At 50.5% G+C, this 25,404-nt stretch carries 21 protein-coding genes; 14 read left to right on the forward strand and 7 right to left on the reverse strand.

Translation table 11 applies throughout. The annotated features are described in order from the left end of the window. Positions 1 to 275 precede the first annotated feature (275 nt). Positions 276 to 3,065, forward strand: a complete 2,790-nt coding sequence (locus ATL17_RS16090) for an HYR domain-containing protein (RefSeq protein WP_133573877.1) — start codon at positions 276 to 278, stop codon at positions 3,063 to 3,065. A 2-nt stretch (positions 3,066 to 3,067) separates the two neighbouring features. Here ATL17_RS16090 and ATL17_RS17140 read toward each other — a convergent pair whose 3' ends face one another. Next, the gene (locus ATL17_RS17140) at positions 3,068 to 3,301 is read right to left on the reverse strand and encodes a GDCCVxC domain-containing (seleno)protein (RefSeq protein WP_133573878.1); all 234 of its coding nucleotides are present in this window, start codon (positions 3,299 to 3,301) and stop codon (positions 3,068 to 3,070) included. Positions 3,302 to 3,604: 303 nt separating this feature from the next. Here ATL17_RS17140 and ATL17_RS16100 point away from each other — a divergent pair, with 303 nt between their 5' ends. The 9 genes from ATL17_RS16100 to ATL17_RS16140 all read left to right on the forward strand — a co-directional run bounded on the left by ATL17_RS16100 (position 3,605) and on the right by ATL17_RS16140 (position 13,589). Beyond that, entirely contained in the window at positions 3,605 to 4,012 is a 408-nt protein-coding gene (locus ATL17_RS16100; RefSeq protein WP_133573879.1) for a MerR family transcriptional regulator, read from the forward strand. A 185-nt stretch (positions 4,013 to 4,197) separates the two neighbouring features. Then, on the forward strand, positions 4,198 to 4,944 hold the full coding sequence (locus ATL17_RS16105) for a FadR/GntR family transcriptional regulator (protein WP_133573880.1): 747 nt from the start codon (positions 4,198 to 4,200) through the stop codon (positions 4,942 to 4,944). Between the two features lie 158 nt (positions 4,945 to 5,102). Beyond that, on the forward strand, positions 5,103 to 6,374 hold the full coding sequence (locus ATL17_RS16110; protein ID WP_133573881.1) for an ABC transporter substrate-binding protein: 1,272 nt from the start codon (positions 5,103 to 5,105) through the stop codon (positions 6,372 to 6,374). After that, positions 6,371 to 7,303: a carbohydrate ABC transporter permease gene (locus ATL17_RS16115; protein ID WP_133573882.1), complete on the forward strand. Its 933-nt coding sequence runs from the start codon at positions 6,371 to 6,373 to the stop codon at positions 7,301 to 7,303. The genes ATL17_RS16110 and ATL17_RS16115 overlap by 4 nt, the downstream gene beginning before the upstream one ends. A gap of 2 nt (positions 7,304 to 7,305) precedes the next feature. After that, a complete protein-coding gene (locus ATL17_RS16120; protein WP_133573883.1) occupies positions 7,306 to 8,142 on the forward strand; it encodes a carbohydrate ABC transporter permease in 837 nt (278 codons plus the stop codon). A 2-nt stretch (positions 8,143 to 8,144) separates the two neighbouring features. Continuing rightward, on the forward strand, positions 8,145 to 9,191 hold the full coding sequence (locus tag ATL17_RS16125) for an ABC transporter ATP-binding protein (RefSeq protein ID WP_133573884.1): 1,047 nt from the start codon (positions 8,145 to 8,147) through the stop codon (positions 9,189 to 9,191). Next, positions 9,184 to 9,540: a phosphomannose isomerase type II C-terminal cupin domain gene (locus ATL17_RS16130; protein ID WP_133573885.1), complete on the forward strand. Its 357-nt coding sequence runs from the start codon at positions 9,184 to 9,186 to the stop codon at positions 9,538 to 9,540. The genes ATL17_RS16125 and ATL17_RS16130 overlap by 8 nt, the downstream gene beginning before the upstream one ends. Further along, positions 9,530 to 10,477, forward strand: a complete 948-nt coding sequence (locus tag ATL17_RS16135; protein ID WP_166639079.1) for an ROK family protein — start codon at positions 9,530 to 9,532, stop codon at positions 10,475 to 10,477. The genes ATL17_RS16130 and ATL17_RS16135 overlap by 11 nt, the downstream gene beginning before the upstream one ends. Then, complete coding sequence (locus tag ATL17_RS16140; protein ID WP_133573887.1) at positions 10,470 to 13,589, forward strand: alpha-mannosidase; 3,120 nt, start codon at positions 10,470 to 10,472, stop codon at positions 13,587 to 13,589. The genes ATL17_RS16135 and ATL17_RS16140 overlap by 8 nt, the downstream gene beginning before the upstream one ends. A 3-nt stretch (positions 13,590 to 13,592) precedes the next feature. Here ATL17_RS16140 and ATL17_RS16145 read toward each other — a convergent pair whose 3' ends face one another. Next, positions 13,593 to 14,672 (reverse strand): LacI family DNA-binding transcriptional regulator, encoded by a 1,080-nt coding sequence (locus ATL17_RS16145; RefSeq protein ID WP_166639080.1) that lies wholly within the window; start codon positions 14,670 to 14,672, stop codon positions 13,593 to 13,595. Between the two features lie 101 nt (positions 14,673 to 14,773). Here ATL17_RS16145 and ATL17_RS16150 point away from each other — a divergent pair, with 101 nt between their 5' ends. Further along, on the forward strand, positions 14,774 to 15,505 hold the full coding sequence (locus ATL17_RS16150; protein ID WP_133573889.1) for a GntR family transcriptional regulator: 732 nt from the start codon (positions 14,774 to 14,776) through the stop codon (positions 15,503 to 15,505). On the opposite strand, the gene ATL17_RS16155 is transcribed toward ATL17_RS16150, so the two are convergent. The 4 genes from ATL17_RS16155 to ATL17_RS16170 all read right to left on the reverse strand — a co-directional run bounded on the left by ATL17_RS16155 (position 15,502) and on the right by ATL17_RS16170 (position 19,495). After that, positions 15,502 to 16,359, reverse strand: a complete 858-nt coding sequence (locus tag ATL17_RS16155) for a DMT family transporter (RefSeq protein ID WP_133573890.1) — start codon at positions 16,357 to 16,359, stop codon at positions 15,502 to 15,504. The genes ATL17_RS16150 and ATL17_RS16155 overlap by 4 nt on opposite strands. Before the next feature lie 35 nt (positions 16,360 to 16,394). Next, positions 16,395 to 17,366 (reverse strand): amino acid ABC transporter permease, encoded by a 972-nt coding sequence (locus tag ATL17_RS16160; RefSeq protein WP_133573891.1) that lies wholly within the window; start codon positions 17,364 to 17,366, stop codon positions 16,395 to 16,397. Positions 17,367 to 17,390: 24 nt separating this feature from the next. Continuing rightward, the gene (locus ATL17_RS16165) at positions 17,391 to 18,668 is read right to left on the reverse strand and encodes an NAD(P)/FAD-dependent oxidoreductase (RefSeq protein ID WP_133573892.1); all 1,278 of its coding nucleotides are present in this window, start codon (positions 18,666 to 18,668) and stop codon (positions 17,391 to 17,393) included. A 62-nt stretch (positions 18,669 to 18,730) separates the two neighbouring features. Next, the gene (locus tag ATL17_RS16170; protein WP_133573994.1) at positions 18,731 to 19,495 is read right to left on the reverse strand and encodes a transporter substrate-binding domain-containing protein; all 765 of its coding nucleotides are present in this window, start codon (positions 19,493 to 19,495) and stop codon (positions 18,731 to 18,733) included. Positions 19,496 to 19,883: 388 nt separating this feature from the next. Here ATL17_RS16170 and ATL17_RS16175 point away from each other — a divergent pair, with 388 nt between their 5' ends. From ATL17_RS16175 to ATL17_RS16185, 3 genes are all read left to right on the forward strand, one after another. Then, on the forward strand, positions 19,884 to 20,897 hold the full coding sequence (locus ATL17_RS16175; RefSeq protein ID WP_133573893.1) for an SIS domain-containing protein: 1,014 nt from the start codon (positions 19,884 to 19,886) through the stop codon (positions 20,895 to 20,897). 50 nt (positions 20,898 to 20,947) lie between these two features. Continuing rightward, the gene (locus ATL17_RS16180; protein ID WP_133573894.1) at positions 20,948 to 21,745 is read left to right on the forward strand and encodes a PfkB family carbohydrate kinase; all 798 of its coding nucleotides are present in this window, start codon (positions 20,948 to 20,950) and stop codon (positions 21,743 to 21,745) included. A 129-nt stretch (positions 21,746 to 21,874) separates the two neighbouring features. Then, complete coding sequence (locus ATL17_RS16185) at positions 21,875 to 23,788, forward strand: polysaccharide biosynthesis protein (RefSeq protein WP_133573895.1); 1,914 nt, start codon at positions 21,875 to 21,877, stop codon at positions 23,786 to 23,788. Here ATL17_RS16185 and ATL17_RS16190 read toward each other — a convergent pair. After that, a complete protein-coding gene (locus tag ATL17_RS16190) occupies positions 23,785 to 25,329 on the reverse strand; it encodes a Fic family protein (RefSeq protein WP_133573896.1) in 1,545 nt (514 codons plus the stop codon). The two genes, ATL17_RS16185 and ATL17_RS16190, sit on opposite strands and share 4 nt — an antisense overlap. Positions 25,330 to 25,404 lie beyond the last annotated feature (75 nt).

The raw sequence follows: 25,404 nt of genomic DNA on the forward strand, positions 1-25,404 counted from the left end.
CGCTAACAGGCGATGCCAATCAGTCGCTTGATTTTAGCGTGGCCTATGATGGCATTGGCGACCCCAACTACCGCGCGCTCAGCGCCAAATTTGGATTGTCTGTCGGGTTCTAACATGCCGAAGCCAATAATTTTTGAGATTTGAGCAATTTGGGTCCCAAATGGGGATTGTTGGCATTTAATTGGCATGGAACACCTCATCTAACAAAACAAATTCATTCAAGCAGTTGCGATCGCTTAAATGAATTTTGATGCGTATGACGATGGGATCAAATTTTGAAACGCCTACTCCAATCAATAGCTTTAATCTTTTTAGTTCTATTCGCATCGAATATTTTTGCGATCCAAGCCAATGCACAGGACACAACGCCGCCTAGGGTTCAATCCATCACCCTTTATGATCCGCCTTCACCCTATTCAACAAATAACGTGTTCACTTGGGAAGTTACATTTACAGAAGCTGTGAATGATGTGGATGTGGCTGACATGAGTGCATACGTTTATGGCGCGCTTTCGAACTCCATGACTGGCTCAGTGACACAAGTGTCCCCCAGCGTATATCGATTTACCCGCAACGTTCCTTTCGCGGCTCATACAGTTGATGCGGAGCTAAGAATGGAGGTCCACCCCAGTGCCACGGTCACCGACTTGGCTGGAAATCCGATGGTAGATCTAACGGTGATCGACGGCATCCAATCATATTACTATTATGATGTTAATCCACCTGACGTGACTCTTTCGACATCCTTGTCCCTAACGACAGACGCCTCGACAATCCGCGTCGAAATCGACTTTGATGAGACGGTGAACGACTTCCATGCCAACGATATTCAGTTAAGCGGCACGGCCTCATCTATCGCAGGTTTTGGCGGCAGCGAAGCCACTTATTGGGCCAATATCAACTTGACCGGCGAAGGATCGTTTTCGGTCAGCATACCAGCCAATCGAGCATATGACTTCGCTGGCAATTCCAACAACGCGTCGAACGTTCTATCTGGCACAAGAGATGTTACGGCGCCGGTCATAACTGTGCCCACAGACATCCGTCAATCTACTGATCCCGGTCTGGACACAGCCGTTGTTGCCTTCTCGCCAAGCGCCAATGATGCCGTTGACGGTCCGGTAGCGACCACCGTCAGCACGTCCCCTACAACAGGCTTGGAGTCCGGCGACGCATTTCCACTCGGCACCACCACAGTAACCGTTCGCGCGGAAGACATAGTGGGAAATGTGAGCACTAAGAACTTTAACGTCACCATCGTTGATACTGAGTGGCCGGTCGTTACGCCCATATCAGACATTGTGACCACAACTGACCCTGGCGAAGATACGGCAGTCGTCACATTCAGTGTAAGCGCAACTGATAATGTAGATGGCGCCGTCCCGGTCACTATTACAACATCTCCAACTACAGGGTTAGATTCAGGTTCTGCATTTCCAATTGGTACAACCCAAGTGCAGGCATACGCTGAAGACTCGATTGGAAATTCGCTTACCAAGTTGTTCAAAGTTACAGTCAATGATAATGAAAATCCCGTATTCACATCAACGCAGAGCGATATCAATATAGATATCCCCTTTGATGAGAGTTCGGCGATCGTCACCTATCCTATTCCGACCGCCATCGACAATTCCGGTAGCGTCACGATTACACGTACGAGCGGCCTTGCATCCGGCAGCGCCTTCCCTGTTGGCACGACCACAGTTACCCATCAGGCGGAGGACGACTCCGGCAATAAAGTGCTACAAAGCTTTAATGTGATCGTTGGAAACACGCCGCCAGCCACGCTTGAATTTGAGATTAACTCAAATGCAGATGGCAATGTTTCACTGTCCTCCTCGGAACCTGCCCTCAATCATATGATCAATGTGACAGGTGGGTATGGCAGCACGGGTCAATTCCAAATACACCCCAGCACCTATTCAGCAAATTATGTCCCGTCTACGGGCTTTGTGATCACCAGTGCAAGCTGTAACAATTCAGCCGTGCAGATTGACCTAAGGACAAAGACAATCGCGCTTAATCTGGCGTCGGGGCAAAACATTGTGTGTACTCTCTCCATGTCGGACAGCGCGGGCGAAACGGCCGAACAAGTGCAGAATTTCATCGATGGCCGTGCGCGGCAGATCATGGGCAACCAGCCCCGCCAAAGCCGTCGTATGGCGAGGGTTAACGGCACCGCGCCACAACCCGGTGGGTTGAATGTCTTGGGTTACCGTGCGCCGAACTCAAACCATCTGCCTGTTGGCGTAAGTGTTGCCAATGATGCGATTGAGGTGAACTATCCGACTTCACAAGATGAAGGATTGGCAAAAGAATGGGATGCCTGGGCCGAGGCAACATTCAGCCGTTTTGAAACGGATTTTGATGAGGGCAGCTTTGCCACCTTGCATATGGGCGTTGATTATCTGATTACCCCTAACAGCATTTTGGGCATTGGCGCTTCCATTGATTACACTCATGCAGATGTGATCGGCAGCACGGCCTACACCAATGGTTTGGGCTTTATGGTCGGGCCTTATTATACGGGTGAAATTAGCGAGAACTTGTATCTCGACATCAGCGCAAAGCTTGGTCGTTCCTATAACAACATCGCAATCGCTGGAGCCTCCGAAGATCAGTTCGGCGCCACCCGCGGCTTGCTCAACGCGTCTTTGTTTGGTGAAGTTGAATTGGACCAACTCACCGTGCGGCCAGATATTAGCCTGAACTATTTCTATGAGCGCACAGATGCATTTGTGAACAGTTTTGGTGTTTCTATTGCAGAACAAGAAACACGGCTGGGCGACCTGACATTCGGCACCACCTTTGCTTGGGCACAGCCCTTGGAAAATGGCTGGAACTTGACGCCTTATATTACTTTAGATGGCATTTGGACCTTCGACTCCGCCGCAGCAAATGGAGCCAGCACCATAAGCGAGCAGTTACGTGCGAAAACAGAGCTTGGCTTCTCGCTAACAGGCGATGCCAATCAGTCGCTTGATTTTAGCGTGGCCTATGATGGCATTGGCGACCCCAACTACCGCGCGCTCAGCGCCAAATTTGGACTGTCTGTCGGGTTCTAAAACTATCCGCAACAGCTTTGCCCAGCCTGAATGGGTGGGCAAGGCACTGTGCCAAATGAGCAATAAACACAGCAATCTCCAGGCTTCGGTTTGAGCAATGTGTGGCAATTGGTGCACTCGTAAAACCATTGGCACGCATCTGTAGGCATGGTTTCCGTCACCGCCTGCCCACATTCAGGACAAGTCAGCGTGGATTGGGTTTCAATCTTGACGTCATTGTCTTGAGATTTGGTCATGGATTTCTATTGCCCTCCGCCATAGGTCTTCATCGGCTGTCGAATGCCACCTCACAAAATCTTGTAAAAAATGCTCAACCAACGGGTGAGAAATAGTGGCGAGAAGATCGGTCCATCTCGATTGCTCACGAAGCCGCATGTTCGTTCGCCCGTTGGTTGATGCGCTCTGCGAATTGAAGTTTCGCTGCATTTATGCTGCTCAACATGGCCCCTCGACCTCAGCCGCGGACAGCATACTATTGTGCAAAGCCTACGATCTGTAGTAACTACAGATGCAAGTAAAAAAGTGATTGAGCTGTTGTGATGGACCGAAAAGGTTATTCAATCGGCGAGGTTTCTCGCGCCACATCCGTGAATATTGAAACCATTCGTTATTACGAGCGAATTGGCCTAATGCCCGCAGCCGATCGCACCGCCGGTGGGAACCGTCAATATAGCGATGAACAGCAAAAACAACTTAGTTTCATCAAACGTGCGCGCAATCTTGGCTTTTCAATTGAGCAAATTCGATCCCTATTGGTCATGGCGGATGAAAACCAAATGAGTTGTTGTCAGGTCAAAGACATGACCGCCTCACATCTAAAAGATATTCAACAGAAAATCGCAGAACTCAAACATCTGGAAGATAAATTGCAGGTGCTGCATCAAAAATGCCAATGCAATGAGGGGCCAAGCTGCCCGATGATCGAGGATTTGTTTGGAGAAGGTTAGCATCATCCTTCAAATTGCCCGCGGGGAAATTTCCTAAATTTCTTGGCCTCTTAGCGCAATTGTTTCCTGCCCTTTTGTTTGGCGAGTTTAATGCCTTACCCACAGGATGAAAATTCTACCGCTTGACAGATTTTTTTGACTATGCTTGTTTGTCGGACAAACGTATAAACGATCAAAGGCTAGTCATGGCTCCGCAATCCAAGTTCACAAGTGCAAGCGCCGCATCGGGCACCGCTTCGCAATTTTTGCGGCCGATCAAGCGGCGCACACGTGACGTGGAAGTGCTGGAAGCGTTAGCCGTGATGATTGAACAGGCGGGCCTGAAAGAAGGCGATAAGCTGCCAACCGAAACTGAACTGGCAGCGCGGCTGCAGGTGGGGCGATCCACTGTGCGCGAAGCCCTAAAGGTTTGGGAAAATCTGGGCATTGTTGAACGGCGGACCAGTGCAGGCACCATTTTGGCCATGGATATTGTGCCCAACTCGGTGCATGTACCCGTGGTGCTTCAATTTGAGGCCGAGGGTCTGTTGCGGACCCAGCAAGTGCGGCGCGCTTTGGAAAAAGAAGTGGTGCACCTCGCCGCACTGCATGCCAGCGAGAAAGATCATGAGGCCATCCAATCTACGCTCGATATTTTGTTCGAGGTGGTTGAAAAAGGCCTGCCCTGGCGCCAAGCTGACGCCAATTTTCACCGCGCCATTTATGCAGCTTCGGGCAACCCCTTGTTTTCGCAATTGATCGAGCAGGTGCATGGGGCATTCCACCAGCATTATATCGAACCCTTTATGGACGATAGCTATGGCTTGCCCTCCATTCCGCTGCACAAACCATTGGCAGAAGCCGTGATTGCAGGTGACGCCGCAGCGGCCGTTTCTGCGATGGAAAAAATTCTCGACAGCACCGAACAGCAAACAAAGGAGCTTTTGGGCTAGCTTTTTAAGCGGCACCGAAAGGGCGCCGTTTGATTTTAAGCAATAAGTACAACGATGTATATATTTAGTACAACGTTACATATTGCCAATTGAGTTTCCGGCACAGGCCGGATGGGAAGTGCCGCGAATACGCGGCGCAATTTAAAGGGAGGAAAATAGTGAAACACTTATTCCGTACAGTGGCCACAAGCGCCATTCTCGCAGCCACCTTGTCTGCCGGAACCGCATTGGCCGAAACAAAACTCAAACTTGTTGAGGTGATCACCAGCCCAGCGCGGACCGAGACCCTCAATGCCTTGGTTTCAGAGTATGAAGCCAACAATCCTGATGTGGATGTGGAAATCATCTCACTGCCATGGGGCGAGGCATTTGAAAAGCTTTCCACCATGGTTGCTGGTGGCGAAATTCCTGACGTGGTTGAAATGCCAGACGCGTGGCTTGCCCTTTATGCGGGCAATGACATGTTGTTGAGCTTGGAAGACGCAATTTCCGGTTGGGAACATGGCGATACGCTGGCTCAAAAAACACTGGATATGGCACGCTTGGCCGAGGGTGAAGCCTATACTTTACCTTACGGTTTCTATCTCCGCGCCATGTTCTACAACAAGAAATTGTTGGCTGAAGCAGGCGTAGAAAAGCCACCGCACACCATGGAAGAATTCATGGAAGCGTCCGCCAAAGTGTCTCAGCTTGACGGCAAATATGGCTATTGCTTGCGCGGCGGCGGCGGCGGTTTGAATGCATGGATCATGTATGCAGCCACCATGAATGGCTCAAACGAGTTCTTCACCGAAGATGGCCAAAGCCGGATCAACGAGCCTGGCTCAATTGAGGGCATTCAGTTCCTCGTCGACATGTACCAAAAAGAATATGCGCCTTATGCCAGTGTGAACTGGGGCTTCAACGAAATTGTTGCAGGCTTTTATTCCGGCACATGTGCCTTCTTGGACCAAGATCCAGATGCTTTGATTTCAGTTGCTGAGCGCATGGACCCTGAAGATTTTGCTGTGACGCCAATGCCTGTTGGTCCTTCTGGCCAAGCCTTCCCAACCATCGGTTTTGCAGGTTGGTCAGTGTTTAACAGCACAGAGCATCAAAATGAAGCGGTTGCGCTTGTGCAGCACCTGTCTTCACCTGAAGCGAACCTGACCTGGACCAAGCAAGTTGGCGTGATCCCTATTCACGAAGGTGCAGAGCAGGATTCTCACTTTGCGACGCCGCAATATAAAGGCTGGTTCGATACGTTGAATGGCGAAGAATATATCCCAACCATCATGCCTGTTTATTTGAAGAAATTCGGCGTGTTCAAAGAGTTGGCCACGGCTTCAAGCCAAGAAGCTCTGCTCGGTCAACGTTCAGCTGAAGACTTGGCCAATGAGTGGGCCGAATTCCTCACCAATGAATATCAAGCATGGAAAGCCACACAATGACCATGGCGCTCCCTACCTCCCCCGGCAATGGCCGGGGGAGACCCCTTAAAAGATTTCAATGGCTGGTCGAGCCTTATCTCTATTTGTCGCCCGCCATTATCCTGATCGCCTTGGTGATACTGGTGCCGCTTGTTGTCGGCGTTTCCTATGCCTTCCAAGCGATTGACCTACTGAACCCGTTTGAAACAGGTTGGGTCGGCTTTGCCAATTTCGAAAAATTATGGGCGGATCGCCTGTTTTGGAAAGCCTTGACCAACACCTTCTGGTGGACCTTGGGTTCTCTATTCTTCCAGTTTTTCTTAGGCCTAGGTCTCGCGCTTTTGCTCAACAAGCCTTTTGCCGGGCGCGGCTTGGTGCAAGGGCTGGTGTTTCTGCCGTGGGCTGTGCCCGCCTTCTTGTCTGGCCTCAACTGGGCATGGCTTTTCAACCCGATCATCGGCCCAATTCCCCATTGGCTCGCCGCTTTGGGCATTATGGAAAAACCACAAAATATTCTCGCCAACCCAGAATTGGCATTGTGGGGACCAATTGTTGCCAATGTTTGGTTCGGCATCCCGTTTTTCGCCATCACTTTGTTGGCCGCTTTGCAATCTATTCCGCGCGATCTTTATGAAGCCGCTGCGATTGATGGGGCGAGCGTATGGCAAAGTTTCATCAAAATTACTGTGCCATTTTTGGCGCCAACCATCGCCATCACGGTGATGTTGCGCACCATCTGGATCGCCAACTTTGCCGACCTGATATACATCATGACTGGTGGTGGCCCCGCCAACTCAACGAACATCATCTCGTCATATATTTTCACAACCGCATTCCGTCGGCTTGATTTTGCCTATGCCTCCACGCTTGCCATTGCCTTGCTGGTGTTGCTGCTGGCCTACGCCATGTTGATTTTGCAAATGCGCAAACATTTGGTGAAGGGGATTTAATCATGCAAAAAACTGCATTCCCTATTGGCGCCGTCCTGCGTTACTTCGCCATCGCTCTTTACGTGCTGTTTGCGCTTTTCCCTATCTATTGGCTGGTGAAAATTGCGGTGACGCCCGACCGGCTGATTTACACCGAAGGCACGCAAATCTGGCCGTCTAATTTCACCTTAGACAATTTTGTCTCCGTGCTGTTTTTGACGGATTTTCTGGTCTATTTCAAAAACTCCATGATTGTGAGTTTGGGAACAGCCTTCTTCACCACTTTGGTGGCAACGGCAGCGGGTTATGCTTTCTCCCGGTTCCACTTTCGCGGCAAAACCATCATCATCGCGTTGATGCTGATCACTCAGATGTTCCCTCTCCTGATGATCATTGCACCAATCTACAAAATCATGGCCGGGCTGCGCCTGTTGGACAGTCTGACCGGGCTGATAATTGTCTACACCGCGTTCAACGTGCCGTTTGCCACCTTCCTGATGCAGGGCTTTTTCGACGGGATCCCCAAAGACCTCGAAGAAGCGGCCATGATTGATGGCTGCACCCGGTTTGAAGCCCTGCGCAAAGTGATTTTTCCGCTAACGCTGCCGGGGTTGGCCGCCACATTGGGCTTCATCTTCACGGCCGCATGGAGTGAATTGCTCTTTGCCCTGATGCTCATCAACTCTGATGCCAAGATGACTTTCCCCGTGGGCCTGAAAACCTTCGTGTCCAAATTTGCAGTGGATTGGGGGCAGATGATGGCCGCCGGCACTCTCGCCCTGATCCCAAGCTGCTTGTTCTTTATTCTTATCCAGCGGTTCCTGGTCAAAGGTTTGACCGCAGGCGCTGTGAAAGGCTGATTATGACTGCAATTACGCTAAACAGCATCAATAAACGCTTTGGGCCGGTGCATGTGCTCAAAGACATTTCACTTCAGTTCGACAAAGGCGAATTTGTTGTTCTGGTTGGACCCTCTGGTTGCGGCAAGTCCACGTTGCTGCGGATGATTGCAGGGCTGGAACCTGTTAGCTCTGGCGACATGATTTTTGGCGACACCCGCGTCAATGATCTTGAGCCGCGTGAGCGCGACATCGCTATGGTGTTCCAATCTTACGCGCTTTATCCGCACATGAATGTTGAGCGCAATCTGGGCTTCAGCCTTGAATTGCGTAAACGCGCCGCTGCGGAAAAGAAAGACCGTACGTCCCACGCCGCAGGCATTTTGGGGCTGGATAAATTGCTGGATCGTTTCCCAAAAGCCTTGTCCGGCGGCCAACGTCAGCGCGTTGCCATGGGGCGGGCAATTGTGCGTGACCCGCAAATCTTTCTGTTTGACGAGCCTTTGTCCAACCTTGATGCCGCCTTGCGCATCGAAATGCGGATCGAGATTGCTAAACTGCACCAACGCCTTGGCACCACCATGGTCTATGTGACCCACGATCAGGTAGAAGCCATGACTTTGGCCGATCGTATTGTGGTGATGAATGCAGGCCAAGTTGAACAAGTCGGCACGCCACTTGATCTCTACAGCAATCCGGCAAACCTGTTTGTTGCTGGCTTTCTGGGGTCGCCCAAAATGAACTTTGTGGCCCATGATGATGCCGCGCTCAATCTGCCAAGCTCGCTCACGAACCCGTCGGCGCAGACCTATGGCATTCGCCCCGAACATATCAAAGTGACCGCGCCTGATGACACTGCCCATCTGGTGGGCACCATCGATGTGGTCGAGCGTCTGGGGTCGGACACGATTTTCTACATCAATCACGGCGCCACCAAACCATTTGTGGTGCGCGTGCCCGGCATTGATCGCACTGCGATCGGCGAAAAGATTGGCTGCCAATTCCAGCCAGAAGATTTGCACCTTTTTGATCAAAACGGCCAAGCCATTTCGGAGCATAAAAATGGATAACTCAACCCACCCACAATTTGAAGAACGTCCCTGGGGCAGCTTTACCGTATTGACCGAAGGCGAAGGCTTTAAAAGCAAAATCATTCAGGTGAAGCCTGAAGGTCAATTGTCGCTTCAAAGCCATAAACACCGCGCTGAACATTGGGTGGTCGCCCGCGGCACGGCCACAGTGACATTGGGCGAGGAGAAATTTGACCTTGAAGCGGGTCAATCCATCGATATTCCCAAAGGCGCCATCCACCGCATTGAGAATTTTTCCGATGCGCCCGTAGATATAATTGAAGTGCAGTATGGCAGCTATTTAGGCGAAGACGATATTGTGCGCTATGAGGATATCTATGGCCGATAAGGACGCCTCTCCTCCCCGGCTCGGCATCGATATTGGCGGCACAAAAATCCAATTTGTGCTGCTGCGCGATGGCGAGCTGGTGGCCGAACGGCGGGTCAACACGCCGAAACAAATTGCAGACATCACCAATATTTTGGTCGATGGCGTCACGCATTTCCGTGCCTATTTCGGCCAGATTGAATTTATCGGCATTTGTGCCCCCGGCAGCGCCCATCCCGACACAAATATTTGGCGCAATGCCAATATTTTGTCGCTGAATGGTCACGATCTTTCGTCCCATTTTTCTGCGGCGCTGGGGCAAGAAATTATCATCGAAAATGACGCGAACTGCTTTGCCCTTTCTTGCGCCCATAATGAACATCGCGCGCCATCCGAGATGGTTTATGCGCTCACGGTCGGTACCGGACTGGGCGGCGGTTTTGTTAAGGATGGTCAACTGATCAAGGGCGCCGGCGGTTTAGCAGCAGAAGCGGGCCATGTGCCCCTAAGCCTTTTGCCGGAAGCCACGTCAGACTGGCCAACTTGCTATTGCGGTCAACGCGGATGCACGGAACAGCTCTTGTCTGGCACCGGCCTTTCGCAATTTCACGCGCGGCAAAGCCAGCGCCAAAGGTCAGCAATCGAAATTTTGGCCGATGCCAACCAGCAGGACAATGCGGCGCTTGCCAGCCTTGACCAGTTCAAACGCAGCTTCGCGCATTATCTCGCCACCATCATCCAACTGCTTGATCCTCATCGCATCGTGATTGGCGGCGGCATGGCCGCGCAAACAGCTCTCTGGCAAGAGATCTTCGCGCAAGTCGAACCCCTCTGCTTTTCTAAAGAAATTAAAACGAAATTTGAGATTGTGAGCGATAGTGCGTTGCAAGCTGCGCGCGGTGCCGCATATCTCGCACCTAATTCATCTTATACTGAGCAAGCCAAGATCTATGCATAATCAAAAACAAGAACAAAAACTCAATCATTATCTCAACTTGCTCAAGCAAATGGCTTGGCGAGAAGCCGTAGCCCATGTGCCGCTGCATGAATGGCAAGGCGAAGCTGGTGCAAGCGATGTGCTTGGCATGGAGTGGCAAAGCTGGCCACAAGTGGAAGGCGATTTTGCTTGGGGCACACCCGCAGGTCATCATTGGTTTGCCGGGCAACTGAGCGTGCCGCAAACAGATGCTGGTATTACGCCCTATCTGAAACTGGTCGCCAAAAATGAGATTTTGCTGGGCCGTACAGACCCGCAATGCCAGGTCTATTTAGACGGTGAATTCTGTCAGGCTTTTGATGGGTTCCACCGCGAACTCTATCTGCCCAAGGCCCAACAAGCCACAGGCACCGCCACCATTCACATCAATGCCTATACCGCTGAGATTGAACGGCAACTTGGCATTGGGCTGGTGTGGTGCGAACAACATGATGATGCGGCCGACCTTTATTATGATCTCGCCATTTCCTTTGAAGCCGCCCGCCGGTTAGACGAGAATGACGCACGTCGCCACCATCTGTTCATCATTATTGATCGCGCATTTGCCTGCCTTGATTTACGTGCGCGCGACGAGGCATTTTCCGCCTCGGCTCGCAAGGCACTCACTATCGCCAAAGACTTGTTTGGCGCAGACCCGCACGCCCCGACCATTTCGGCCGTGGGCCATACACATATTGATGTGGCTTGGCTTTGGCCGATCTCGCAAACGCGGGAAAAAATGGTTCGGTCCATGTCCACCGCCTGCAAGCTGATGGATGAATATCCGGACTTTGTGTTCATGTATAATCAGTGCATTCTTTTTGAGTGGTTGAAAGAGGATGCGCCCGAGCTTTTTGAACGGATCAAAAAACACGTCAAATCCGGGCAGTTTGAAATTGAAGGCGCCATGTGGCTTGAGCCGGATGTGAACATCATCTCCGGTGAATCTTTGGTGCGGCAGATTTTGCGTGGTGTAAAATTCCAGCAGGACGAGTTTGGCATCACCCCGCGTGTGCTCTGGCTGCCGGACACCTTTGGCTACACCGCCGCCATTCCCCAATTGATGGCGCAAACTGGTCTTAATATTTTTGTTACCTCAAAATGCTCGTGGAACGACACCAACCGCATGCCCTATGACACGTTTGAGTGGCAGGGCATCGACGGCACCAATGTCACTGCCTATCTGATCACCGCGCAAACCGACGACAAAGGCCATCGCGGCGACCATCGAACAGATTATGGCCCGCATCTCGATGTCAGCTCCACCGTAGGCGCATGGAACCGCTATGAGCCAAAAGCGCTAAACCAGAATGTTCTTGTGCCTTTTGGCCATGGCGATGGCGGCGGCGGCCCCTGCAAAGTGATGCTGGAAAACGCAAAGCGCATGGAAAAAGGCGTGCCCGGTCTGCCGAAGCTCAAGCTCGAAGGCATTCGCCCCTATTTTGATCGGCTGCGGCAAACCATTTCCGAAAGCGAGACAGATTTCCCCCGTTGGGTGGGCGAGCTTTACCTCGAATATCACCGCGGCACCCTCACCTCTCTCGCCAAAAACAAACGCAACAACGCCAATGGAGAGCATTTGCTGCGTGAATTGGAATTGCTGAGTGTTTTGGCAAAGCTGAATGGCGAGGCCATTGACGACGCGTTGGCTGAAATTGATGCGCTATGGAAGATTTTGATGCTCAATCAGTTCCATGACATTTTGCCCGGCACATCCATTCCAGAGGTCTATGATGACAGTGACCGCGATTATGCCGAACTGTTTGCGCGCGGCGAAAAATTGCGCACGCGCCTAGGTGCATTGGTATTTGGAGAAGGCGTCCATCTGCTCAACAGTGTAGGCGTCACCCGTCGCAATCGCTTGGCGCAGCTTGAAGGTGATGTTGCGGCAATTGATTTTGGCGCAGGCCCCTGTGCAACCCAAAAAATTCATCGCGCCGACGGCACAGCATTTGATGCAGCTCCGGTAGCAAAACTCGCGCCATTTCAATCACTAAAGCCTGCTGAAGCACAGCACGCCGCAGACGACATTACAGAACTTTCAGTCAGCGAAACCCATTTGGAAAACGCGTTCGTCCGTGTCGATCTAAATCCGCAAGGTGACATCACCAGCATCTTCGATAAGCAAAGCCAGCGTCAATTGCTACGCGATGGCAAGTTGGGCAACCAACTGCGAGTCTATGAGGATAAGCCGCTCAATTGGGACGCATGGGATATTGATTGGTTCCATGAAGAAAAATCCTGGCTGGTGGAAGGGCCTAGCGAAATTGAAGTGATTGAAACCGGCCCCCACCGCGCCGCCATCCGCCTAGAGCGGACCTATAATCAATCTCGCCTTGTGCAGATCATTTCATTACAAGCGGACGCCCGTCAGCTCGAATTTGATTTCTTTGCCGACTGGAAGGAAAGCCAATCACTGCTAAAAGCAGAGTTTGATTTTGATGTGCTGAGCGATCAGATCAAATCGCAAATTCAGTTTGGCCACGTCACCCGCCCCACCCATCGCAACACCAGTTGGGATCGGGCCCGGTTTGAAGCCAGCATGCACCGCTGGGTCGCTTTTGATGAAGCAGACTTCGCCATTGGCGTGCTCAACGATTGCAAATATGGCTATAGCGCCAAAGACACACACTTTGGCCTCACGCTGATCAAGTCCGGCATTTATCCGCACCCCACAGCGGATCAGGAACACCATATGTGCCGCTATGCCCTCACCGTAAGTGAAGGCTTGGACAGGCTTGAGACCATCAATCAACGCGCCTTGGACTTTGCCGTGCCGCTACAACTATCTGGCGGGAACTTTGCAACAACGCCTCAAACTAGCCCATCAGCGCTCATCCAATTTGAGCAAGACAATGTGGTGCTTCATGCGGCCAAAGTCAGCGAAGATGGGCAGCATATTGTCTTCCGTTTGTGTGAGGAAAGCGGCAAACGCACGCGCCTCACCGCAAAGCTAGACGACCGTTTGGGCGAGGTGCACATCACCAATCTGCTGGAGCAAAAATCAACGCAGTGCGTACGCAGCCAAACTGGTGAAATTGAACTGGAATTGAAACCGTTTGAAATTCTGACCTTAGCTGCAGCTTTAGTCTAAATTTCACCAGCTAATGGCGGGCGAACCAACAATTTGCAATTGCTTGGGGTCAGCACCCTGAACGCGTTTGAGCAACAATTGCGCCAAATGTTCGCCCGCCACAATCAGGTCTTCCTCGACCCATTCAATCTCGGGATGCAAATAGTCCAGCAAGCGCGAGGTTTTCCGGGAGATGATTTTCACATCTTCTCCCAACTTACCGCCTGCCGCATTCACCCCGTCCATCACCGCCAAAACCGCCAGCTCGTTTGAACAGATCACCCCATCCGGCATGGTGCCAGATTGCACAGCGTTGAAACTTTCATCCCGCAACCACAGTAGGTAGTTATCGCCGGGGATCGAGACATTCCACTTCTCTTCAATAGCAAACTTGTTCAGTTCAGCCGCGCAGCTCAAGCCTGATCGCAGGTGCGCGAAAAAGGTAAATTCACATTCCGGCGTCAGCAATCCAACTGACTTACACCCCAGCGCGGCAAGCCGCTTGCCCGCCTCAAACGCAAATGCCTCATTGTCAAAATCGTAAAAGGCATGCGGCACTGCCAATCGGGTCCGCCCATGGGTCACCAAGGGAAAATCATATGATTGCGCAAAAGCCACCCGCGCATCATCCGGCGCAGTCTGCGCCAGCACCAACCCGTCCGCCGCACGATTGCGGACAATTGATTGCACCTGGCTCAACTCATCATGCCCCGGCAATACGGGGTGAAACACCAATTCATAAGGCGTCGCTTCCAAAGTGCGTGCCATGCCCAAGATCAACCGACGCGAAAAGTCAGAAATATCGTCAGAAAGCTGCATCAGCAAAATAATTTTGTGCGTATTGCCCGTGCGCAAGGAAAGCCCGGCTCGATCAGGCTGATACCCCACCTCATTCGCCACGTCCTGAATATATTTTTTCGTCTTCGCCCCAATATTCGGCGCATCATGCAACGCCTTAGACACCGTGGTCACCGCATAACCCGTGCGCTCCGCAATCATCTTCAATGTCGGTTGCTTCTTCATAGTTTCGCCAATACGCACTTCGCCAATTTCACTCCAATCTTTGTGCCGCAGCTTTTGGTTGGAAGTCAAACAAAGGGTCATCGTTTTAATGCTGAAATCTCTGGTCAATCTTCTACGCGCACCTTGCTGATACACAAAAAACCAGATAGTTGTATGATGAGTTTTCGGCGAAGGAATATCTGATGGCGAAGTCAGCAAAAAGCAATAAAACTATGGCCATTGAGCTGCGCGACAAGCTGGCTGAGTTTATCGCCAATGGCAATTTTAAAGCCGGCGACAAATTGCCAACCGAAGCTGCGCTCACAGCGAAGTATGGCGTATCGCGCACGGCCTTGCGTGAAGCCTTAAAACTGCTGGAGCAAAACGGCACAATTTATGTGCATCACGGTAAAGGGCGCTTTGTTGGTGGCATAGCCGAACTGAAAGTTGAACGACCGATCACGCTTTTTGAAAGTGTAACAGCGCTCACCCGCGGCAATGGATACGACCCAACCAACAAGGTCCTGTCTATTGCAGAACAACATGCGCCTGAACACATTGCCGCTGCCTTAAAAATTTCCGCTGACGATCGAGTTTTGCGGTTAGAACGTATTCGCATGCACCGCGATGACGTGTTGATGTATTGCGTTGATTATGTACCGCGTCATCTCATCACCGATAAGATATATGATGTGGAATGGTCTGGCTCGCTGATGGATTTATTGGAAACTTATGGCCACAAGGCCACCATGTCGAGTGCAACAGCCGCCGCTGTTCTGTTGCCAGACGATGTGATCGCTGCAAATAATTTGGAAGAGTTCGGGCCTGCGTTCCGCATTGTTGAAACGGTTTATACGGCCGCCGGCGAGCCTATTGTTTATGCGGAAGATTATCACCGGGGCGACGCATTCGAGTTTAGTTTTGTGCGTTCTTAATAGCGTTGCCAGGTCAATATACCTGCGAAAATGATCATCGCAGCGCCAAGTAAAACAATAGGTTCAATTGGTGCTGCAAACAGCAAAGCGCCATAAACAACGCCCCAAATAATCTGGCTATATTGGAAAGGCGCAACCAGATTTGCCGCCCTTGAGCGTAGCGCACGCACCAACATGCTGTGCCCGCAATAAAAGCAGAAACCCGCCAAAAGCAATGGTAAAAAAGCGTCTGTAGTCACTGAGCGGACAGTCGAAAATGGCAACAGCAATACTGCGCAAATGATCAACCCAATCATCAACGTACTCACCAAAGCCAAGTCATTCTCTTCTGCCTTCAACTTCCGCATCAGCAACATGGATGCGGCAAAAACAAATGCGGATCCCAGCGCTGCGATATGCCCCCAGCCAATTGTTGAAACGCCGGGCCGCAGCACGATGATCACGCCAACAAAACCCAGCATCACGGCGAATGCCTGTTTCCACGTCAAAAGTTCCTTGAACAAGATTGCAGAAAAAAGGGCGACCAAAATGGGGGTCAGAAATGCGAGGACATAAGCCTCCGCCAAGGGTAGTAGCGCAAAGGCGACATAGATCAATATCGTATCAACGCCTAACAATAGGGCACGATAGATTGCGATCTTTGCGTGTTTGGGCCAGAGGGCTTCAGGCCGTTTTTGCATCATGGCATGGACCACCGCAAAACCCAGCCCAACAGCGCTGACCATAATCGATGTCTGCGCGATTGAATAATCTTCGGTCAGATATTTTACCATCGCATCACAAAGTGACAGAACGGCAAAAGCTACCGGCGCCCACACCAATTGTGTGGACGCAACCGATTGATTTAACTTCATTTGATTTGCCTTAAACGCGCAGTGAAGGGATGGTTTTATCGACGATATGACCGTTCAAACCGCTTCTCGATCCGAGCTTGAATTGACTCCAGCCCAATCGACAACAACCAATAGATCAGGGATGCGGTGATCAGCATTTCAATATGTCTGAATTCAGTTTGTCCCAATGTGCGCGACAAGTAGGTCAATTCCCAAACCCCTACTACTGAGACCAAGGAAGAGTCTTTCAACATGGCAATAAATTGGCTACCGGTCGGTGGCACGATCACGCGCATGGCTTGTGGCAAAATCACTAACCACATCGTTTGAAGGTGATTTAGGCCAAGCGCTTGCGCGCCTTCGGATTGCCCCTTGGGGATGGATTGAATCCCCGCTCGGAAAATCTCCGTCATGTAAGCCCCATAACAAAGCGACAATGCCAAAATACCCGCCGGAATTGCATCAATGATAAAGCCGAGCTGCGGCAAGCCAAGATAGATCAAATAGACCTGCATCAATAAGGGTAAACCGCGAAACAAAGACGTGTAGAAAGTTGCAAGGCCATAAATTGCCCCATTCTTTGACAATTTCGCAATCGCCCCCACAAGTGCAATTGCCGTAGCAATCGCGATGGAAATTGCTGAAATATAAAGGGTTGTCATCACCCCGCGCGTCACCAAAAACCCGATCTTGCGCATGATGAACTCAAAGCTGAGATCAAACGAATAGAAGAACACCAGCAAAAGAACCAATAACTCAGCCCAAACCACCAGCATTTGCTGCATGCGGCTAAATTTGCCGATGAGCTTCCAATTTAAGAAAAACAACACGGCAGCTAAGGTGGCACTGGCCAATCCTACAACGACAGGACTTTGCTCAGCGGTATTGTTTAAAAATGGGAAGATGGCGAGAAACGTGTTTTCACGCAAACCCAGAAAATAGAACGCGACTGTTAGCGCAACAAACAAAATGCTAAGCCCTACGCGTTTGGTGGCTTCTGGATATTTAATCAATAGCTCTCTGAACATATTCCCCCCGATGCTTTGTGGCGATTAGCCACGCTCTTTCCACCAATCCATGGCTTGCAGTCCCCAATAGGTCATTTGTGCTACGGCCTTGCCTACTGGGCCTCCGGTCCAGGCCAATCCGAATGGTGCAAATAATTCATATCGATCTGTTTGATCCAACAGCGCTTCTGCCGCCACCTTGCCGCCAATGGCAGTGGTGTTCAGCCCGTGCCCCCCAAAGGCCGTGCAGTACCAAATCTGTTCACTCAATTTGCCAATTTGTGGCATTTGATGTCGGGCATACGCCATCAAACCAGACCAAGCCAGCTCAACCTTCAGGCTGGCTAGCTCTGGATAAGTGCCAACCATTTCTTTACGTAAAATAGTCGCAACATCTGCTGGTTTCGCCGGAATTGTGGTGATGCGGCCGCCCCACATCAGACGTTTGCCATCGTCCACCAAGCGATAATAATCCGCTGCGCGTCGATCATCACCAATGGCGTCAGTGGTTTTGATCACTTGTGCCAAGAGGTCAGGCGCTTCTTCTGTAATTAAAACATATGTTGCGATTGGCAGAAAAGCGCGCTTTAATTTCGGCAACAAGCTGCCCGTATACCCACCAGTTGTGACCACAACTTTTTCAGCTTTTATTTTGCCGTTAGCTGTGTGAACCACCATTTGTGTGGCCAACTTCTCAACCCGCAGCGCTGCACTATTTTCAAAGATCACGCCCTCATGCGCTTCAACCGCATTTGCAAGCCCTCGCGCATAATTTAGCGGATGGATATGAAAGGCATTTTGATCCCTTAAACCTTGGTGATAGCAGGATGACATTAGGCGCGCCTGAACATCATCACGATCTAAAAATTCAAGTGGGTAATTATAATCCCTCAAGCTTTCAGCGGCGGCGATTTTTAGATCATCGCCGCTGTCATAACGGGTGACACCAGTGATACCGCTCACCGGCTTCGCAGATGTAATCTCATATTGCTCTATATTGTTTCGCACCAGCTCCATGCCCTCAATGGACATTTTGTGAAGCCTTTGTGCGTCTTGCTTACCAAGTTTTTTGGCGATCTGCGCTTCGCCAACTGCGTATCCTGGACTAACAAACCCACCATTGCGCCCCGACGCGCCCCAGCCAATTTGCTCGGCTTCCAGCAACACGACGGATTTACCACCCTTAGCTAATTCGAGCGCGGTAGTAAGGCCCGCATAACCAGCACCAATTATACAAATTTCGGCGGTGTGTGTTTCCTCAAGCGCGGAACGCTTTCGCTGATCCGCCACGGTTCTGGCATAATAGCTGTCAATATAACTCATAAGGGTATTCCGAAAGAAATGGGGTGGGCAAATGTGCCGACCGATGGCCGGCACATCAGATCTTATTCAGCGGCGTAGTTTTTGCCGTACCATTTGGTGCTGAACTCAGCGATCACGCCTTCTTCTCGCATAGCGAAGAGAATCTCGGTGATCTTGTTGTTCCATTCTTCATCACCTTTTTCGGTGATCACAACCAAAGGCTCGCGGAAGGCATAGTCACCCTCAACAATGCGAAGTGGGTATCCATTTTCAATGGCCTGTTCTGCCGTTTGCTCCGGCGCGATAACTGCATCCACGCGAACGCCAGCGCCAAGGCGCAAATCATCAAATGGCAACATCGAATCTGCATATGTGCGGATTTCACCTGGCTCTACATTATATTCGATTGGTGGTTGATCCGGCGCAGCGATGTCCAGTTGGCGACGAATGTAATCTTCAGACGTCGTCGCTGTTTCCACGCCGATAACTTTACCGTTCAGATCGCTAACACTTTGAATGTCTGAGTCTTTGTGAACAACCCAAACATAAGGGCTGTAATAATAAGTCCCCGGAAAATCGATAACCTGCGCTCGGGCATTGGTTGGCGTAACCGACCCTACACCCAAATCATAACGACCCTGCCAGCGTCCACCAGTCATTGTCGCCCAATCTGGCGTTTCAAAACGCACATCCACGCCTAGGCGATTAGCAATTTCAGTTGCTACGTCAATGTCAAAGCCAACCATCTCATTATTATCGTTGAGAAAACTTTGCGGAGGCCACCCCGAGTTTGTAGCGACAACCATTTCGCTGCGTTCCATTACCCGGTCGAGCGTTTCGCCGGCCATTGCCTGAGCAGTTGAAAGCACCAAAGCGCCTGCCACTGCAAATTTTAAAATTCTATTCAATGTTCTACTCCCTTTTATAGACCATCCGCAAAGCGTGCCGACCCACCTCGCAAATGTTGTATGACAACTAATCGTTGCACGCACTTATTCACCTGTCAATATATGATATAAAAATTATTTTTTGCCGCAAGAGCTGACGATCTAAAGCGCGCGCAAGCAGGGAGAATTGCTCATAATACGTTGTATTTAATAGGTAAAAATGAGTTGCCGCCAGGGGAAGCTCGCATCATCTTAAAGAAATGCATCGCGCTTGACAAAAATAATTTACCGTGCATGTTGTCATACAACTTAAACAAGTTGTTTGGATTTTAGCCCATAAGGGGGAGCTATGTTTAATTTTGATGCGGGTCGTTTTTTGCAGATCCAAGAGGGTGCAGTTACCCAAGCACAGGCATTGCGGCCACATATCACAGATTTGCTGGGCAACGGCGCGCAAAACATATTCTTGTTAGGCACCGGTGGCGCGGCAATTTTGATGGAGCCTGCGGCAGATCTGTTGCGCAAGCGGTCAACATTTCCCGTATTCACTGAATTCACGGCAGAATTAAATGTTGAGAGTTCAATCCATTTAGGTGCCAATTCCATCGTGGTCATTCCCTCACTGTCAGGCACCACCAAAGAAAGCATCGAGCTGTTAGAAACAACGCAAGCCGCAGGTGCCCATGTGATTGTGTTGACCGGTCATGCAAACACACCTTTGGCGCAAAAAGCAGACAAAGCCTTCGTCAACTTTGCTGAAGACGACACATCCTGCGAGAGTTTTTATATCCAGTCATATGCCATCGCTCACGCGATCATGGCTGCGCGCGGAGAGTTGGATGATGCAGATGGACTTTACAAAGAGCTTGATCAACTGCCCAAACTCCTCTTATCCGTCAAAGAGCAGTTTGAAGCAGAAGCTGAACAAATCGCCACACACATTCAAAATATGGACTATCACATCATTTCTGGTGCGGGGAACACCTGGCCTGAAGCACATTATTACGGCATGTGCATCTTGGAAGAAATGCAATGGATACGAACCCGCCCCGTCCATGCTTCCCACTTCTTCCACGGCACACTAGAATTGCTGGAGAAGGATGTGAGCGTTGTTCTTTACAAAGGTGAGGACGCTTACCGACCATTAGTGGAACGCGTAGAAAAGTTTGCCCGCCAATATACAAATGAGCTGATCATTTTCGATACAGCGAAATATGAGATGGGCACCCTTTCTCCTGCAGCACGCGCCATTGCCTCGCCGATTGTGCTGGCGACAATGATGGAACGCATGAGTGCGCACCTTGAGAGCTTGCGAAATCATCCATTGACCACGCGTCGTTATTATAAGCGTGTGGCATATTGAGTTAATTGATATTGCCTTCTGGCGATATCTTTAAGGTTGGGGCGATCTAAATGCCATCGTTTGAATTTGCTTGTGTGGGCGATAATTGTATCGACAGATTTGGCGCACCTCTACACCAGGCCTTGGTGGGCGGTAATGCGCTGAATGTGGCCGTGCAACTCGCTCGTCACAAGGAAGAATCAGCCTATTTCGGCGCAGTTGGCCGAGATAAGGATGGTGATTTAACCCTCAAGACGTTAAATGAAAATCACGTGTCCAACGTCCATATTCAACGTCTTGATGCCCCAACCGCTTATACCAACCTTTCTTTTACCCCCGATGGTGATCGAATTATTGATTTTGAAGATTTTGGCGCCAGCGGCGAATACCGTCCAAACTCTGCCGAACTAGATATTTTAAGAAGAATGCGTCATGTGCACATTGGCTGGCTAAAGGATGGCGGCGCAACAAAGCAATTTCTCCGCCAACACAATGTTTTTGTTTCGCAAGATTTAGGCGTAAATGCCGCCCCTGAAGATAAAGACCCGACCGGTCTTTCTCTTGCATTTGATTCAGCGGGTGACAGCAAAGCTGATGCCAGAACGCGGGTGCACGAACTTATTGATCTTGGCGCCCAGCGCGCAGTGGTCACTTGCGGCATGGAAGGCAGCGTTGGCTACGACGGCAATAATTGGGCTGAAGCGGGCATAAATCCGGTTGAAATAATAGACACAACCGGCGCAGGTGATAGTTTTGCCGCCGGCGTCATCGCCGCCCTGCATAAGGGAAAAAACTTACAACAATCGCTTGAACAAGGGCGTGATTGGGCCGCCATAACCTGCTGCCATCCTGGCGGATTCCCACAATAACCTAATACTTTCGTTGTTATTTCAGTAAAATGTTATCTATCGACTTGCAATCGCATTTCGATGCTTTATGAGGTGGGCAAATCAGTTCTTAGTGATTATTCTGAACCGAAATCAGGCGGCATAATAATAATGATAAATAAATTCCTGACCTTTCTGTTTGGTCTAAATCGCTGGACAAAACGCACCATCCAAGTGGCGGTTGATATTGTCCTCATCACGTTCAGCTATCTGCTGGCCATGATGCTGCGGCTTGATGGAATTTGGTTTGCTGCCTACCCTGCCCGCTGGACTGTGCTGCTGCTTGTAATCCCGTTGAGCATTTTGCTGTTTGCACGCATCGGATTTTACCGAGCGGTTATCCGCTACATTGGTGGTCAAGCGCTGCTCACGATCGGCACGGGCATTTTGGTTTCGGCTGCAATGATGTTGGTTTTGAGCCAACTGCTTGGCTTGCAAGTGCCCCGTTCCGTGCCCGCCATCTATGCCTTTATCGCCTTCATTCTGATTGGCGGTGTACGCTTTTTATTGCGGGCGCTCTATTTTCAGCAACGTGCCAAACTAAATGACAATGTGCTGATTTATGGTGCTGGTGAATCCGGGCGACAATTGCTGAACGCTTTAAAGCAGGGGGCGGAATATCAACCTGTCGCCTTTATTGATGATGCCAAAGAGTTGCATGGCATTGAAGTGGGCGGCATACCTGTTTCCGGTCCAAACCAAATTGGTGATCTGATCCAAAAATATGGTGTAAAAGCCATTCTTTTGGCGCTTCCAAGCGCTCCGGTAAGCGCTCGGAAAGCCATCATTTCTCGGCTAGAGCCCTTTCAAGTGCAAGTGCGCACCATTCCGGGCATGCGCGATCTCGTGTCAGGCAAAGCCGATATTGGCGATTTGCAGACGGTTAAACCTGAAGATCTGTTGGGGCGAGACCCGATCCCTCCCAACCAACAATTGCTCTCGGCCAATATTACCGGAAAGACTGTGCTGGTTTCTGGTGCTGGCGGCTCTATCGGCAGCGAGCTTTGCCGTCAAATCTTAGCGCAGCAACCCACGCGGCTGGTGCTTTTAGAAGTGTCTGAATATGCACTTTATCGCATTCAAGATGAATTAGAAGCATACAAGAAAGCCGAACAGATCGAAATTGCGCCTGTGCTCGGCTCGGTGCAAAATCACAATCGTATCGAAACTATTTTGAAGCGCTTTAAGGTCGATACGATCTATCACGCCGCCGCGTATAAACATGTGCCTTTGGTCGAGCAAAATGTCGTTGAAGGTATTCGCAACAATATTTTCGGCACCGAAACGATTGTGAAGGCGGCGATCGCCGCGCAGGTGTCGTCCTTTATTTTGATATCGACAGATAAAGCTGTGCGCCCCACCAATATTATGGGCGCCACTAAACGGATCGCTGAGCTTATTTGTCAGGCTCACGCCAACCAGTCCAACAAAACGCGTTTTTCAATGGTTCGTTTTGGCAATGTTTTGGGGTCTTCTGGCTCGGTTATTCCACGTTTTCAACGGCAAATTGACAAAGGTGGTCCGGTTACGGTTACGCACCCTGAGATCAACCGATATTTTATGACCATTCCAGAAGCCGCCCAATTGGTGATCCAAGCTGGCGCGATGGCCAAAGGTGGCGAGGTTTTTGTGTTGGATATGGGAGAGCCGGTTAAGATCGTCGATCTGGCGCAACGTATGATCCGCTTGCAGGGTCTAAAACCCATTATCGCAGAAGATGTGCAGTACACACACAAACAGGGTGAAATTGAAATTACGTTCACCGGTCTTCGCATTGGCGAGAAGCTTTATGAAGAGCTTTTGATTGGCGAAAATCCGACACCTACTAGCCATGAACGGATCATGTGTGCGCAGGAGCGTTTTTTACCACTTGAAGATTTAAATCTTCTGCTCAAAGCATTGTTTGATGCGTGTGCTGCCTATGATCTGCCAAAAATTCGCGACATTTTGCAAGACGCACAGACAGATTATCAGCCCAATGATGCCATTGGCGATGTGATCTGGCTACAGTCTAAAAAGGGCTAGCCCTCAAAAATCTCTGCATAAATTTCCTCAAACGCAACCACCTCGTCATCGGTTAAAGCCGCGAATTCTTTTTGCCGGGCGCGGTTGGAAAATTTGCCTTGGTTCTGGCGGAGGAAATTGAACAGCAAATCAATCATTGAGGCTGGCATTTCGGTATGGGCTTCGATGCGGGATTTGAACTGATCATATCTCGTCAAAAATTCAGCCTCTTGCGGCAGGTCTTGCTCAATTGTGCGTTCAACGCACTCAAACAGAAACTCCGCATGAGGTGTCGCGTCGAAATATCGATAGAAATCGGCTGTGTCATTGGTCACGTCCACATTCATGCTCGGCGTGGTGCGCCACTCGATCAGCGGTAATATGCGCGCCGAATGACTTTCCAAAACCCGACGATAATCTTCAATCCGATCCAAAATTGCCGCTGAGATGGGGAACACCATACCTGGCGGGTTGAACCCACGCGCGCTCAAAATATGATGGATAAGGTAACGGTGCAGCCGTCCATTTCCGTCCTCAAATGGATGAATATAGACAAAGCCAAAGGCGAGCATTGCCGCGGCAATCACCGGATCAAGTTCGTCAGAAACTCCTTGATCGAACTGTATGAGGCCGGCAATCAACGTTGGCAGATCTTCTGGCTTGGCGCTGATATGTTCGGGCAAAGGCAGGCGCGTATCGAGCTCGTGCTCTCCCACAAAGCCCCCCTCATGCCGCCATCCCAACTGGATAAAGCGCGTGTCTTTGCCGATCACCAAACGTTGCAGCCGCAAAAATTCTTCTTCATCCAACGGGTGACGTCCTGCCTCGCCAATGGCTTTGCCCCAACGTTGAATACGATCATGGGGCGGCGCTTCGCCCTCAATGGCGTAGCTGGATTTGGAGTCTTTCAACAACAAGAAGGCCGCTGTGCGCGAGAGAATGGATTGCGAAATCCTGCCCACGATCGCCCGTGCTTCCTGATCAAATTGTCGCGCAACAAACTGCTCTAACCGCGATGTGCGCCGCACCATCGGGCAAAAGTCTGGCGTGCCGGGCAGATTATTATGCACCCGATGTCGGGTGGAGGTGCTGCCCTTTACCGCCCATTGTAATTTTGGGTCCACCACATGGGCATAGGTGCCGGTTTTTGCGTTTGGCAGCTCGAGCTGTGTGCCCAATAGCCATTCATATAAAAACCAGATACGGCGCAAATAGGCGCTATTGGGTTTTTGCTGGATTAGTCCCGCAAGCTCCGCCCCGTCGATTGTCTCAAACAGTTTTTTGAGCACACACAAATCCACCCCCTCATATTTGAGGGCAAAGGTGAGATGCCCTTCAAGGGTGGCAGCTGGAGCGTGTCGCGGCGTATAAAGTCGCCAATTTTGGGCTTCGATAATCTGATGTTTTCGGCCAATGGCGCAAAGAATAAGCGGCAGCGGCACGGCCAGATCATATGCATCGATCAGCGCAGCATAGCCAACCGGTTGGGCTTGTTCCGGCAATCGAAGTTCCTGAAAAACGCTTACTGGGCCCGAAAATTGATGATTTTGCTGCTTCGCCATGAAAATCGCTTACATGCTGTGAAATTTAATTGCTAAATCATAATATCATGAAAAACGCTTACAAAACAGCTAATG

It is taken from the genome of Maritalea mobilis, from assembly GCF_004363175.1.
Taxonomy (GTDB): Bacteria; Pseudomonadota; Alphaproteobacteria; order Rhizobiales; family Devosiaceae; genus Maritalea; species Maritalea mobilis.

What these genes read in the sequence shown, in the direction of transcription:
- ATL17_RS17140 (WP_133573878.1), bottom strand. Translation starts at nt 3,301, where the DNA reads ATGACCAAATCTCAAGACAATGACGTCAAGATTGAAACCCAATCCACG.
- ATL17_RS16100 (WP_133573879.1), top strand. Translation starts at nt 3,605, where the DNA reads ATGGACCGAAAAGGTTATTCAATCGGCGAGGTTTCTCGCGCCACATCC.
- ATL17_RS16105 (WP_133573880.1), top strand. Translation starts at nt 4,198, where the DNA reads ATGGCTCCGCAATCCAAGTTCACAAGTGCAAGCGCCGCATCGGGCACC.
- ATL17_RS16115 (WP_133573882.1), top strand. Translation starts at nt 6,371, where the DNA reads ATGACCATGGCGCTCCCTACCTCCCCCGGCAATGGCCGGGGGAGACCC.
- ATL17_RS16120 (WP_133573883.1), top strand. Translation starts at nt 7,306, where the DNA reads ATGCAAAAAACTGCATTCCCTATTGGCGCCGTCCTGCGTTACTTCGCC.
- ATL17_RS16125 (WP_133573884.1), top strand. Translation starts at nt 8,145, where the DNA reads ATGACTGCAATTACGCTAAACAGCATCAATAAACGCTTTGGGCCGGTG.
- ATL17_RS16130 (WP_133573885.1), top strand. Translation starts at nt 9,184, where the DNA reads ATGGATAACTCAACCCACCCACAATTTGAAGAACGTCCCTGGGGCAGC.
- ATL17_RS16135 (WP_166639079.1), top strand. Translation starts at nt 9,530, where the DNA reads ATGGCCGATAAGGACGCCTCTCCTCCCCGGCTCGGCATCGATATTGGC.
- ATL17_RS16140 (WP_133573887.1), top strand. Translation starts at nt 10,470, where the DNA reads ATGCATAATCAAAAACAAGAACAAAAACTCAATCATTATCTCAACTTG.
- ATL17_RS16145 (WP_166639080.1), bottom strand. Translation starts at nt 14,672, where the DNA reads ATGACCCTTTGTTTGACTTCCAACCAAAAGCTGCGGCACAAAGATTGG.
- ATL17_RS16150 (WP_133573889.1), top strand. Translation starts at nt 14,774, where the DNA reads ATGGCGAAGTCAGCAAAAAGCAATAAAACTATGGCCATTGAGCTGCGC.
- ATL17_RS16155 (WP_133573890.1), bottom strand. Translation starts at nt 16,359, where the DNA reads ATGAAGTTAAATCAATCGGTTGCGTCCACACAATTGGTGTGGGCGCCG.
- ATL17_RS16160 (WP_133573891.1), bottom strand. Translation starts at nt 17,366, where the DNA reads ATGTTCAGAGAGCTATTGATTAAATATCCAGAAGCCACCAAACGCGTA.
- ATL17_RS16165 (WP_133573892.1), bottom strand. Translation starts at nt 18,668, where the DNA reads ATGAGTTATATTGACAGCTATTATGCCAGAACCGTGGCGGATCAGCGA.
- ATL17_RS16170 (WP_133573994.1), bottom strand. Translation starts at nt 19,495, where the DNA reads ATGGCCGGCGAAACGCTCGACCGGGTAATGGAACGCAGCGAAATGGTT.
- ATL17_RS16175 (WP_133573893.1), top strand. Translation starts at nt 19,884, where the DNA reads ATGTTTAATTTTGATGCGGGTCGTTTTTTGCAGATCCAAGAGGGTGCA.
- ATL17_RS16180 (WP_133573894.1), top strand. Translation starts at nt 20,948, where the DNA reads ATGCCATCGTTTGAATTTGCTTGTGTGGGCGATAATTGTATCGACAGA.
- ATL17_RS16185 (WP_133573895.1), top strand. Translation starts at nt 21,875, where the DNA reads ATGATAAATAAATTCCTGACCTTTCTGTTTGGTCTAAATCGCTGGACA.
- ATL17_RS16190 (WP_133573896.1), bottom strand. Translation starts at nt 25,329, where the DNA reads ATGGCGAAGCAGCAAAATCATCAATTTTCGGGCCCAGTAAGCGTTTTT.